Source organism: Streptomyces manipurensis (assembly GCF_049570255.1).
GTDB classification, from domain to species: Bacteria; Actinomycetota; Actinomycetes; order Streptomycetales; family Streptomycetaceae; genus Streptomyces; species Streptomyces manipurensis.
In genome coordinates this window covers 2,953,543-2,966,150 of record NZ_CP186950.1, presented here as the reverse complement: position 1 = coordinate 2,966,150, position 12,608 = coordinate 2,953,543, and the positions used below count along the sequence as shown (strand labels likewise).

At 71.5% G+C, this 12,608-nt stretch carries 9 protein-coding genes; 4 read left to right on the top strand and 5 right to left on the bottom strand.

What is annotated here, in order from left to right; all coding sequences use genetic code 11:
• Window positions 1–128 precede the first annotated feature (128 nt).
• Entirely contained in the window at window positions 129–1,472 is a 1,344-nt protein-coding gene (locus ACPU2J_RS13520; protein WP_361598563.1) for a UDP-glucose dehydrogenase family protein, read from the bottom strand.
• A gap of 204 nt (window positions 1,473–1,676) precedes the next feature.
• Between ACPU2J_RS13520 and ACPU2J_RS13515 the strand changes: the two genes are divergently transcribed.
• Together ACPU2J_RS13515 and ACPU2J_RS13510 are read left to right on the top strand one after the other, a co-directional pair.
• On the top strand, window positions 1,677–2,849 hold the full coding sequence (locus tag ACPU2J_RS13515) for an acyl-CoA dehydrogenase family protein (RefSeq protein WP_361598566.1): 1,173 nt from the start codon (window positions 1,677–1,679) through the stop codon (window positions 2,847–2,849).
• Window positions 2,850–2,987: 138 nt separating this feature from the next.
• Window positions 2,988–4,070: a sugar phosphate nucleotidyltransferase gene (locus ACPU2J_RS13510; protein ID WP_420080603.1), complete on the top strand. Its 1,083-nt coding sequence runs from the start codon at window positions 2,988–2,990 to the stop codon at window positions 4,068–4,070.
• Between the two features lie 37 nt (window positions 4,071–4,107).
• Here the strand turns inward: ACPU2J_RS13510 and ACPU2J_RS13505 are convergent, their stop codons facing one another.
• On the bottom strand, window positions 4,108–5,421 hold the full coding sequence (locus tag ACPU2J_RS13505; RefSeq protein WP_423833310.1) for an LCP family protein: 1,314 nt from the start codon (window positions 5,419–5,421) through the stop codon (window positions 4,108–4,110).
• 105 nt (window positions 5,422–5,526) lie between these two features.
• Between ACPU2J_RS13505 and ACPU2J_RS13500 the strand changes: the two genes are divergently transcribed.
• Window positions 5,527–6,063, top strand: a complete 537-nt coding sequence (locus ACPU2J_RS13500) for an acyl-CoA thioesterase (protein ID WP_360875801.1) — start codon at window positions 5,527–5,529, stop codon at window positions 6,061–6,063.
• Between the two features lie 21 nt (window positions 6,064–6,084).
• On the opposite strand, the gene ACPU2J_RS13495 is transcribed toward ACPU2J_RS13500, so the two are convergent.
• Window positions 6,085–7,470 (bottom strand): LCP family protein, encoded by a 1,386-nt coding sequence (locus tag ACPU2J_RS13495; RefSeq protein WP_361598658.1) that lies wholly within the window; start codon window positions 7,468–7,470, stop codon window positions 6,085–6,087.
• A gap of 301 nt (window positions 7,471–7,771) precedes the next feature.
• Between ACPU2J_RS13495 and ACPU2J_RS13490 the strand changes: the two genes are divergently transcribed.
• A complete protein-coding gene (locus ACPU2J_RS13490; RefSeq protein WP_423833309.1) occupies window positions 7,772–8,797 on the top strand; it encodes a glycosyltransferase family 2 protein in 1,026 nt (341 codons plus the stop codon).
• Between the two features lie 89 nt (window positions 8,798–8,886).
• Here the strand turns inward: ACPU2J_RS13490 and ACPU2J_RS13485 are convergent, their stop codons facing one another.
• Both ACPU2J_RS13485 and ACPU2J_RS13480 read right to left on the bottom strand, forming a co-directional pair.
• On the bottom strand, window positions 8,887–10,593 hold the full coding sequence (locus tag ACPU2J_RS13485) for an LCP family protein (protein ID WP_423833308.1): 1,707 nt from the start codon (window positions 10,591–10,593) through the stop codon (window positions 8,887–8,889).
• A gap of 59 nt (window positions 10,594–10,652) precedes the next feature.
• Window positions 10,653–12,389, bottom strand: a complete 1,737-nt coding sequence (locus ACPU2J_RS13480; RefSeq protein ID WP_420080606.1) for an LCP family protein — start codon at window positions 12,387–12,389, stop codon at window positions 10,653–10,655.
• Window positions 12,390–12,608 lie beyond the last annotated feature (219 nt).

Below are 12,608 nucleotides of genomic sequence, written 5' to 3'. Positions count from 1 at the left end.
GAATCCAGCCCCGCCGGCGTTTGAGGCGCGGGGGCTCGGGGGCAGCGCCCCCGCAACGGCGCCGCACCCGGCACTCCACGCCACCCGGACCCGGACCAGGACCAGGCCCGCCGAGCACCCCGCAGGGTTCAGGCTCGGGGCCGCCCCATCGCCCGGTACGTCCACCCCGCCGCCCGCCACCGCACCGGGTCCAGCGCGTTGCGCCCGTCCAGCACGAGCCGGTCGGTGACCACGGAGGCCAGCTCCGCCGGGTCGAGGTCGCGGAACTCCCGCCACTCCGTCAGGTGCAGCACGACCTCCGCCCCGCGGGCCGCCTCCAGCGCGGAGTCCGCGTACCCGAGGGTGGGGAAGACGCGCCGGGCGTTCTCCATGCCCTTGGGGTCGTAGACGGTGACCTGGCCGCCCTGGAGGTGGATCTGCCCGGCCACGTTCAGGGCGGGCGAGTCGCGGACGTCGTCGGAGTCCGGCTTGAAGGTGGCGCCGAGGACGGCGACCCGCTTGCCGAGGAACGAGCCGCCGACGGCCTCGCGGGCCAGTTCGACCATGTGGCCGCGGCGGCGCATGTTGATGGAGTCCACCTCGCGCAGGAAGGTCAGCGCCTGGTCCGCGCCCAGCTCGCCGGCCCGCGCCATGAAGGCGCGGATGTCCTTGGGCAGGCAGCCGCCGCCGAAGCCGATGCCGGCCCGCAGGAACTTCGCGCCGATCCGCTCGTCGTAGCCGATGGCCTCGGCCAGCTTGACCACGTCGCCGCCGGCGGCCTCGCAGACCTCCGCCATCGCGTTGATGAAGGAGATCTTGGTGGCGAGGAAGGAGTTGGCGGCCGTCTTCACCAGCTCGGAGGTCGGGAAGTCGGTGACGACCAGGGGGCTGCCCTCGGCCATCGGCGTCTCGTAGACCTCGCGCAGCAGCTTCTCGCCGCGCTCGCCCTGGACACCGATCACGATCCGGTCGGGGTGCAGGGTGTCCTGCACGGCGAAGCCCTCGCGCAGGAACTCCGGGTTCCAGGCCAGCTCCACGCCGTCGCCCGCCGGGGACAGCTCCGCCAGCTTCGCCGCCAGCCGCTGCGCGGAGCCGACCGGCACCGTGGACTTGCCGACGACCAGGACCGGCCGGGTCAGGTGCGGGGCGAGGGAGGCCATCGCCGCGTCGACGTAGGACATGTCGCACGCGTACTCGCCGTGCTTCTGCGGGGTGTTCACGCAGACGAAGTGGACGTCGCCGAAGGCGCCGACCTCCTCGTAGGAGGTGGTGAACCGCAGCCGCCCGGTCGAGCCCGGCAGTCCGGCCACGTGCTTGGCCAGCAGTTCTTCCAGCCCGGGCTCGTACATCGGCACCCGGCCCGCGGCCAGCATCTCGATCTTCTCGGGCACCACGTCCAGGCCCAGCACCTCGAAGCCCAGCTCCGCCATCGCCGCGGCGTGCGTCGCGCCGAGGTAGCCGGTGCCGATCACAGTGATCCTGAGGGGGGCCATGGGTGCTCCAGAGGTGCGGGGCCGTTTGCGGCCACTGAGCATAGTCGGGCCGGTCAGGGGGGACGGTCCCCAGGAGTGCACCTTCTGTCACGCAACTCACGTGGGGCGCCCATATCGCCATCCGTGAGCGGGCCACTAAACTTGGGTTACTTAACGGTAGTTAGCATCACGTTTTTCGCGTGTCACCCTGGGGAGTGAGAGATCTTGGCGGGTTCTGCCGACTTCGACCTGTACCGCCCGGCCGAGGAGCACGACATGCTCCGCGAGTCGGTCCGCTCGCTCGCCGAGGCGAAGATCCTGCCGTTCGCAGCCGCCGTTGACGAGGAGTCCCGCTTCCCGCAGGAAGCCCTCGACGCGCTGGTCGCCAACGACCTGCACGCCGTCCACGTCCCGGAGACCTACGGCGGCGCGGGCGCCGACGCCCTCGCCACCGTGATCGTGATCGAGGAGGTGGCCCGCGTCTGCGCCTCCTCCTCCCTGATCCCGGCCGTCAACAAGCTCGGCTCGCTCCCGGTGATCCTCTCCGGTTCCGAGGAGCTCAAGGCCAAGTACCTCGGCCCGCTCGCCAAGGGCGACGCGATGTTCTCGTACGCGCTCTCCGAGCCGGACGCGGGCTCGGACGCGGCCGGCATGAAGACCCGCGCGGTGCGCGACGGCGACTTCTGGGTGCTCAACGGCGTCAAGCGCTGGATCACCAACGCGGGCGTCTCCGAGTACTACACGGTCATGGCCGTCACCGACCCGGAGAAGCGCTCCAAGGGCATCAGCGCCTTCGTCGTCGAGAAGTCCGACGAGGGCGTCTCCTTCGGCGCCCCGGAGAAGAAGCTCGGCATCAAGGGCTCCCCGACGCGCGAGATCTACCTCGACAACGTCCGGATCCCGGCCGACCGCATGATCGGCGCCGAGGGCACCGGCTTCGCCACCGCCATGAAGACGCTGGACCACACCCGCATCACGATCGCCGCCCAGGCGCTCGGCATCGCGCAGGGCGCGCTGGACTACGCCAAGGGCTACGTCCAGGAGCGCAAGCAGTTCGGCAAGCCGATCGGCGACTTCCAGGGCGTGCAGTTCATGCTCGCGGACATGGCCATGAAGATCGAGGCCGCCCGCCAGCTCACCTACTCGGCCGCCGCCAAGTCCGAGCGCGTCTCCGCCGGGGGCGACAAGGAGGACCTGACCTTCTTCGGTGCCGCGGCCAAGTGCTTCGCCTCCGACGTGGCCATGGAGGTCACCACGGACGCCGTCCAGCTCCTCGGCGGCTACGGCTACACCCGTGACTACCCGGTCGAGCGCATGATGCGCGACGCCAAGATCACGCAGATTTATGAAGGCACGAACCAGGTGCAGCGGATCGTCATGGCCCGCAACCTGCCGTAGCCTGCTCCGACCTGCACGGACACAGGGACCCCCGGCCGCCGGCCGGGGGTTCCTCGTCGCTGTGGCCCCGGGGCCGGGGCCCACCCGCATGGGCTAAATTTGGACCTTCGTACGCCGGAATCGGTTGGGGAGAACGCAATGACGGAAGCGATCCTGCTGGTCGGCGGACAGGGGACGCGCCTGCGGCCGGTGACGGTGAACACGCCGAAGCCGATGGTCCCCACGGCCGGTGTGCCGTTCCTCGCCCACCAGATAGCCAGGGCCGCCGCCGCCGGTGTCACGCACATCGTCATGGCCACCTGCTACCTCGCCGAGGTCTTCGAGCCCTACTTCGGCGACGGGTCCGACTTCGGCATCTCCCTCGAATACGTCGTCGAGGACGAGCCCCTGGGCACCGGCGGCGCCATCCGCAACGCCGGCCGGCGGCTGACCGGCGGCTCCGACTCCTCCGTCCTGGTCTTCAACGGCGACATCCTGACCGGCCTGGACATCGCCGGGCTGGTCCGGGCGCACGAGAGCGCCGACGCCGACGTCTCCCTGCACCTGGTCCGGGTCGAGGACCCCCGCGCCTTCGGCCTGGTCCCCACCGACCCCGACGGGCGGGTGCTGGCCTTCACCGAGAAGCCGCAGACGCCCGAGGAGATCATCACCGACCAGATCAACGCCGGCTGCTACGTCTTCCGCCGCAGCGTGATCGACTCGATCCCGGCCGGCCGCCCGGTCTCCGTCGAGCGCGAGACCTTCCCCGGCCTGCTCGCCGCCGGCGCCACGCTCCACGGGGTCACCGAGAACACCTACTGGATGGACCTCGGCAAGCCCGAGTCCATCATCCAGGCCTCCGCCGACCTGGTCCGCGGCGTCGTGCCCTCCCCGGCCGTGCCCGGCCGCCGCGGCGAGTACCTGGTGCTGCCCGGCGCGGAGGTGGCCGCCGGCGCCAAGCTCTCCGGCGGCACCGTCGTGGGGGCCGGAGCCCGCATCGGGGCCGGAGCCGTCGTCCAGGGCTCCATCGTCCTCGACGACGCCGTCGTCGGAGCGGACGCCCAGGTGAGCGCCAGCCTGATCGGAGCCCGCGCCGCAGTGGGCGAGCGGACCGTGCTGGACGGCACGGTCGTCGGCGACGGAGCCGTCGTCGGCGCGGACAACGAGCTGCGCGCCGGGGCCCGCGTGTGGTGCGAGGCCCGGCTGCCCGACGCCGTCATCCGCTTCTCCCCGGACGCCTGACGCGCGGTCCGGGGGTGCGGGCGGGCCGCCGCCGCGGTCAGTTGCCGCGGACGGTGACCTTCTCGTCGTTCTGGATCTGCTTCACCAGCTGCTGCACCTTCGCCTTGTCCCAGACGAGGTTGCCGCCGCGCTGACCGGAGATCGGCATGTTCATCGACACGCCGTCACCGCCGTTGACGCCCTTCATCGCGAAGAACATCTGGCCCATGTCGTACAGGCCCATGTCCTTGTCCACGATCAGGGTGTCCAGGCCCGCGCCCATCACCGGGTAGAGCGTGAACGGGTTGAGCACCGTCGAGGGGGTCGCGGCCTGGTTGGCCAGCGCCGCCAGGAACTTCTGCTGGTTCTTGGTCCGCTGCAGGTCGGACTCGGCGAAGGCGTAGCGGGTCCGGACGAACGCCAGCGACTGCTCGCCGTTCAGCGTCTGCTTGCCGGCCTTGAAGTCGGCGCCCGACTTCTCGTCCTTGAAGCCCTCCTCGATGTCCAGCTCCACGCCGCCCAGGGCGTCCACGATGTTCGCGAAGCCGGCGAAGCCGATCTCGGCGTAGTGGTCGATGCGCAGGCCCGTGTTGTGCTCAACGGTCCGCACCAGCAGCTCCGGCCCGTCCTCGGCGTACGCCGCGTTGAGCTTGACCCGCCGCCCCTGCGCGGGGAACTTCTTGCCGGACTGGGAGCCGACGAAGGAGGGGATCTCCACGTCCGAGTCGCGCGGCAGCGAGATCATGGTGTTCCCGCTGGAGCACTTCGCCAGGATCATCATCGAGTCGGTCCGCTTGCCCTCGGCCGAGCCCGTGTGGAGCTTCTTCTTCTCCTCGTCGGACATGCCCTCGCGGCTGTCGGAGCCCACGATCAGGTAGGTGGTGCAGTCTCCCTCCTTCGGCCGCTCGATGACCTTGGAGAGGTCCACCTCGCGGCGCACCTTGCCGTCCGCCCAGAAGTAGGTGGCCACCGAGGTCACCAGCAGCGCGGAGACCAGCACGATCGAGCCGACCTTGATGCGCTTGCGCCAGTCCGGCGTGGGACCGGGCCGTCCCCCGGGGCCGCCCGGCCCCGACGGTCCGCCGGGGCCCGACGGGCGGCCGGGAGCGCCGCCGGAGGGCGAGCCGTAGACCTGGCCGGTGTTGTAGCCGCTGTCGTAACCGCCGTACGTGTCGTGGGCGCCCGCCTGCTGCGGAGGCACGTGCCCCGGCGGGGGCCCCGCCGGACGCTGCGGCTGCGGGGGCTGCGCGGGCCGCGGCGGCTGCTGCCGGGGCGGGCGCTGGACGTGCCGCATCCGCTGCACGCCCTCGGGCTGGGGATGCGCGCTGCCGCGTCCGTAGGCGTCGTCACGACCTTCTGGCCAGTCATTCATGCGCCAAGGATGCCTGGCCCCGCGCACCCACCGACAGCCCGGGGGAGGATCCGTTCCGCGGCTGTTGCAGAGCTGATGCCCACGGCACGGATCTAAGGTGTCCGTATGACACAGATACCGGACGAGCTGCCCGGGAAGCCGACCTCCGCCTCGCGCACCACCCTCAGCCACATCATGACCGCCAACGACACCAACCTCCTGGGCACGGTGCACGGTGGAGTGATCATGAAACTGGTGGACGACGCGGCCGGTGCCGTGGCCGGGCGTCACTCCGGCGGCCCCGCGGTCACCGCCTCGATGGACGAGATGGCCTTCCTCGCGCCCGTCCGCGTCGGCGACCTCGTCCACGTGAAGGCCCAGTGCAACTGGACCGGCCGCTCCTCCATGGAGATCGGCGTGCGCGTCCTCGCCGAACGCTGGAACGAGTCCACCCCCGCCACCCAGGTCGGCAGCGCCTACCTCGTCTTCGCGGCCGTGGACGCCGAGGGCAAGCCCCGTACGGTCCCGCCCGTGCTGCCGGAGACCGAGCAGGACGAGCGGCGCTACCAGGAGGCCCAGATCCGCCGCACCCACCGGCTCGCCCGCCGCCAGGCCATCATGGCGCTGCGCGAGGAGCGCAACGCCCGCGGCTCCGAGGACTGACCCGCCGGCCGGGGGCGCGGGTCAGCTCCCGCAGACCACCTGGTCCCCGGTGACCACCCCGAAGGCGCCCTGGTAGGGGTCCTCCGCCCGCACCGGCACCACCTTGCGGTAGTCGGCGCCCGCGGTGACCAGGACCGTCCGGCCCTGGCCGGCGACCGCCCGCAGCTCGCTGCCCGGCAGCGCCGTCGCCACCGTCCGCGCGGTGCGGTCCCAGCGCGGGTCGTACGTGATCACCGTGCGCCGGACGTCGCGGCTGGCGCCGTTGCCCGGCGCCCGGGTGGTGTCGAAGCCGGTGGCGCGCAGCGCGGCGTCCACCCGGCCGCCCAGCCCGTCGATCCGCGTGCCGTTCTCCACCTGGACCCGGACCTGCTGCGGGGGCACGTCCACCGGGACCGCCGCGGGCCGGCCGGCCGCGCCGGGCTTCCCGGGCCGCACCGGGGCCAGCGGACGGTCCTCGCGCAGCGCCTCGAAGAGCCTGGCCGCCTTCGGCTCGTCCCACTTCACGGTGGACCCGATGCCCTTCACCCGGAAGGAGGCGCTGCCGATGGGCACGGAGGCGAACTCGGAGGAGGACGGGGTGAAGTCCCGCATCGCCTGTCCGAGCGCCAGCATCTGTTCGGAGCCGAAGTCCTTGTCGGCCCGGACCGAGCCGAGCAGGGTGGAGCTGACCTCCTTGAACTTCACCGGGTTCAGCAGGACCCCGCCGCCGGTCGCCTGCTTGATCAGGGCGGCGATGAAGCGCTGCTGGCGCTGCATCCGGCCGAGGTCGGAGGCCCCGTCGACGTGGCGCGAGCGCACGTACTGCAGGGCCTGGCCGCCGGTCAGCCGGTGGGTGCCGGGCAGCAGGTCCAGGCCCGTGTTGGGGTCGCGCATGGTCTTGGCCGTGCAGATCTCCACCCCGCCCATGGCGTCGACCGTCTTCATGAAGCTGGTGAAGTCGACCTCCAGGTAGTGGTCGATCTTCACGCGGGTCATGTTCTCGACGGTCCGCACGGTCAGGTTGGGCCCGCCCTCCGCGTAGGCCGCGTTGAGCTTGACCGGGTGGGCCTTGTGCGCCTTGCCGGTGGTGAGGTCCGTGTGCGCGGGCACCTCGGCGTAGCTGTCCCGGGGCAGGCTGATCACGCTGGCCCGGGCCTTGTCCGCCGACAGGTGCACCAGCATGATCGTGTCCGTGCAGTGGCAGGGCGCCCCGCCCAGGCGGTACTCGCGCTTCTCCTCGGGGGTGATCTTCTCCCGGCCGTCGGTGCCCACCAGCAGGAAGTTCAGGCCGTGCCCGGCCTGTGGGCGGTTCTTCATGTCCTTGAAGGGGTCCACCCGCTCGATCCCGGTGTCCAGACCGGTCATGACGGCGTGCCCGACGGCCCCGGAGCCGAGCACCGCCACCGACACCCCGGCCGCGAGCCGCACCCCCCAGCGGGGTCTGCCCTCCCGGCTCCGGGCCCGGCCGCCACCGCCGCCGCGCCGTGCGCGCTGCGGCTCGGGCGGCCGGGCGGGACGGGTGGGTCGGTGCGGCTGGGGCACGGTGGACACCTCCGCGGGGCAGCAGGGAACCGGACTCGGGCCGGGCCGGTCGTGAGCAGCTCAGCCGGGTGATGCGACAGAACAGTAGGCCCATACGATCAGCGGCTGTCCCTACCGATCACTCGGCGCGCACCTGGTTCCCCCGTACGCGGTAACGTGACACCGATACCCGACCTTGAAGGACCACATGCCCGCCCAGCAGCCCGCAGTCTCGGTGATCATGCCGGTGCTCGATGAGGAGCACTACCTCCGTGAGTCCGTCCGCCACATCCTGGAACAGGAGTATGCGGGCGAGATGGAGGTGGTGATCGCACTCGGGCCGTCCACGGACCGCACCGACGAGATCGCCGCCGAACTCGTCGCGGAGGATCCCCGAGTCCACACCGTCCCGAACCCCACCGGCCGGACCCCGGCGGCGCTCAACGCCGCCATCAAGGCCTCGCGTCACCCGATCGTGGTACGCGTCGACGGCCACGGCATGCTCTCCCCGAACTACATCGCCACCGCCGTCCGGCTCCTGGAGGAGACCGGCGCGCAGAACGTCGGCGGGATCATGCACGCCGAGGGCGAGAACGCCTGGGAAGAGGCCGTCGCCGCCGCGATGACCTCGAAGATCGGCGTGGGGAACGCGCCCTTCCACACCGGCGGCCAGGCCGGTCCGGCCGAGACCGTCTACCTGGGCGTGTTCCGCCGCGAGGCGCTGGAGCAGCAGGGCGGCTACAACGAGGAGTTCATCCGCGCCCAGGACTGGGAGCTGAACTTCCGCATCCGCGAGGCCGGCGGGCTCATCTGGTTCTCGCCGGAGCTGCGGGTCCAGTACCGCCCCCGGCGATCGGTGAAGGCGCTGGCGAAGCAGTACAAGGACTACGGCCGCTGGCGGCACGTGGTGGCCCGCTACCACTCGGGCTCCATCAACCTGCGCTACCTGGCCCCGCCGACCCTCGTCTGCGCGCTCGCCGCGGGCGTGGTCGTGGGCGCGACCGTCAGCCCCCTGGGCTTCGCCGTCCCGGCCGGCTACCTCGCGGCGATCGCCGCGGGCTCCGTCCCGGCCGGCAGGGGTCTGTCCCCGAGGGCCCGCGCGCAGATCCCCGTGGCCCTGGCGACCATGCACCTGAGCTGGGGCTTCGGCTTCCTGACGAGCCCGCGCTCGCTGGCGGAGAAGCTCATCGCCACGCGCCGCCCGGCCGTGCGGACGAACGCCCCGCAGGCCTGAGACGCGACGAGGGGCCCGGTACGGGGGCTGCGATCACCGCAGCCGCCGTACCGGGCCCCTTTTCCCTGCGCGTGTTCTCCGCGCGCCTGCTACCAGGTGAAGCCGGGCTGGATCGCCATGCAGGCCTGGTCGTTGTCGCCGTTCAGGGCGTGCGCGGAGTCCGGGGCCTTGGTCGGGGCCGGCGGCGGCGCGGCCGGTGATCCGCCGGTCCGCCAGTCCTTCCCGACGAACACCACGATCCCGGCGACCTGGTCGGACTTCTGCACCGAGGTGGCGGGCAGGCCCAGGGCGGTGGCCACGACCGCCGCGTCGGCGGCCTGGGCGTCGGTGGCGAACCGGATCACCGAGGTGTCCTCGGCGCCCGTCCGGGTGTCCGCGACGACCTTGCCGAAGCCCTTCCCGCCCAGCAGGGCGGCGACCTCGCTGGCCCGGCCCTTGACCAGGGCCTCGGAGCCGTCCTTGCCGCCGGTGGAGTTGCGGACGGTCACCGCGATCCTCGACGGGGGTGCGGCGGTGGCGGCGGCCGTCGGGGCGGCGCTCGGCTGCCCGGCCGGAGCGGACGGCGAGGCCGCCGGAGTCCCGGGGGTCGCGGAGGCGGGCGGGGTCCCCGAGCCCTGTCCGTCGAGGGCGATGTCCTCGCGGACCATCCGGAACAGGTCCTCTGCCTCGCCCGGCTTGGGCTCGACGCGGCCGTCCAGGCCGGGCTTGGTGCTGTAGATCCACGGCATCGTGGTCATGGTGATCCGGCCCGGCGGGACCTTCTTCAGCTCCATGCTGAGGTCGAACAGCTTGTCGATCTTGTTCAGGCCGGTGTCCACCACCATGGCCTCGATGGCCGCCTGCGCCAGGCTGTTGAGCTTGACCGGGTTGCTGAGCTTGGCGTTCTTGCGGAACTCCCGGGCCATGGAGTTCATGTACTGGTGCTGGGCGTGGGTCCGGCCTATGTCGGTGCCGTCCTCGAAGCCGTAGCGGGTGCGCAGCCACTGCAGGGCCGTCTCGCCCTGGATGACGCTCGTGCCCTTCGGCAGCTTCAGGCCGGAGCCCTTGCCGTCCCGGGTGCGGGAGTGCACGTTCTGCTCGACGCAGACCGGGACGCCGCCGATGGCGTCGGCCATCTTCACGACGCCCTTGAAGTCGATCATCATGAAGTGGTCGATGGGGATCTTGGTCAGCTCGGTCCAGGCGGCGACCGTGCAGCCCGGGCCACCGCGCTGGATCGACTCGTTCGTCTGGACGAGGCCCTTGCTGGCCGGGTGCACCTTGCCGCCCGGCTCGGTGCACTTGGGCATCATCAGCATCGTGTCGCGGGGCATCGACACCACGGACATGTTGGAGCGGTCGGCGGACAGGTGCAGCAGCATCTGCACGTCCGCGAGGGGCGGCCCGTCGAAGGTGTCGGTGGCGCCGCCGAGGGCCTGGTTCTCCGCGTCGTCACGCGCGTCCGAGCCGATGAGCAGGATGTTCAGGGGGGTCTGCCCGAAGGCGTTGGGCTTGGAGCCGCCCAGTTTGTTGTCCCCGAGGTTCAGGGCGTCCGTCTGGATGCTGCCGTTCAGGTGGCGGTAGTAGAGGTAGCCGGCCGCCGCCGTCCCGAGTATGAGCAGGGACAGCACGGCGGACATCCAGCGCAGCACGCGCCGGCGGCCCCGTCTGCCGGGCGGGCCGGCCGCCGCCTTGCGGGCCCGCCCCGAGCCGTCCCGCTGCGGGGGCACCGTGCCGGAGGCGCCGGCCCCGCCGCCGGGTATGTCCCCGTCGGCCTGGGCGGTCGCCCCCTCCCCCCGCACGCTGCTGTGCGTCACGCGTATCCCCCTCGGGTCCTTCTTGGTCATGGGTGTGCCGGTACGGCCGGCACCTGCCGCTACTTGGCGCAGACGGCCTTGTCGGCCTGTGCCTGCTGGACGTCCTTGGGCAGTTCCTGCGGCACCGGCGGCGCCAGCGGGGAGCCCGGCTGCGAGAAGTCCGGCCCCAGGGTCAGCTTCATCGGGGTCTTCGCCCCCGCGTCCGAGGTCCCCACCTTCAGCGCGGTGGCCGGCAGCCCGAGGGCGTCGGCGAGCGCACGGGCCTGGTCGGCCTGGTTGGGCGCGAACTCCAGCTGGGTGGCGTCCACCTTCGACGGAGCGTTGCCCTGGTTGCTGGCCTTGGTCATGCCCTTGGTGTTCTGCAGCCAGTTGAGCGTGGTGGAGGCGGCGCCCTTGGGCCCCCCGCCGTTGTAGACCGACACCCGCACGTCCCCCGCGGCCGCCCGGCCGCCCTGGAGCAGCGCGTCCTGCTTGGCCTTCGCGTCGGCGTCGGCCGCCTCCTTCGCGGCCTGCTCCTTCTTCTCGACCTCCGTGAGCGAGACGTCTCCCCGGATCATCTGCAGCAGCGGATCCGCCAGCCCCTGGTTGACCACCACCGTCGCCTTGCGGTTCGCGGGCTCTGCCGGGTTGTCCAGCACGGGCAGCGTGGTGAACGTGATGTTCTTGAGGTCGATGTCCTTCAACTCGGTCGCGAGGTCCGTGAGTTTGTCGATGGAGCCCAGCCCCTGGTCCACGGTCAGCGACTTGGTGGCCGCCTCGGCGAGTGAGAAGAACTTCTTCGGACTGGTCAGCGTCTCCTTGGACTTCATCTCGCGCATCATCGAACCGAGGAACTGCTGCTGGGTCTTGATGCGGTCCAGGTCGCTCTCGTTGCCGAAGGCGTGCCGGGTCCGTACGAAGGCCAGTGCCTGCTCGCCCTGCAGCCGGTGCTCGCCCTGCGGGAGCTTCAGCTTGGAGTCCGGGTCGTCGACGGCCTTCTCCAGGCAGACGGGCACGCCGCCGACCGCAGTGCTCAGGGTCTTCACGGCGTTGAAGTCGACCATCATGAAGTTGTCGACCTCTATGCCGGTGAGGTCCTTGACCGTGCGCATCGTGCAGCCCGCGTCGCGGCCCTCCTGGCCCAGGCTGTTGTTGAAGCGGATGCCCTTGGAGCCGCGGACCGTCTTGGTGGTGCCGTCGGGCTGCTTGGTCGGGCAGTCCGGGATGTTCGTGATCAGGTCGCGCGGGATGGACAGCGCCGTCGCGTTGGAGCGGTCCTTGGCGATGTGGAACAGGATCGTCGTGTCGGCGTGGCCGACGCTGTCCTTGTCGCCGTAGCCCTCGTTGCCCGCACCGCTGCGCTTGTCGGTGCCGATGACCAGGATGTTGATGGCCTGGTCCTTCTTGAAGCCGCCCGTGCCGGCGCCCGCGATGTCGGTGACGCTCAGGTTGCCGTTCAGGTGGTCGTAGTAGAGGTACCCGGCCACGGCACCGCCGACCAGCAGGAAGGCCAGCGTGCCTCCCGTGACGGCCAGGGCCTTCTTCCGGCGGCCCCCGCCGCCGTCACCCTTGCGGGAGCGCCCCCCGCGCCGCCCGCCGGGCGGAGCGTCGCCGCGGCGCGGCTTCGGCACACCGGGGGAGGGGGCGGTGGGTGCGGAGGGGGTGGCCGTCGAGGACCGGCGGGGGGCCCCGACCCTGGGCCGCGCCTGCGCACCGGAGTCGTTCAATTGCAGCTCGTAGTGGCCGGTGCGGGGATTGAGCACCCACTGGTCTGCGGGGTCGATCTCGTCCGCCCGCCCACGGCTTTGCGCATCCACGGTTGCTCGAATCCTCCGTCGGTGCCTCGCGACGCGCCTCCCCCAAGACGCACGGTCAACGATCCGGCTGCTGGTACCCGGTCTCCGGTCCGGCCGGGCACCGGATCGCTCACCTTATCCGCCCTGTTCGGCCGCAAACCATGGTGGTGACAAATTCCACTCCCCTTATAACGGGGCGAACTGCCTATCCCACTCGGTTCGGTCACCGGCTTTTGGGAT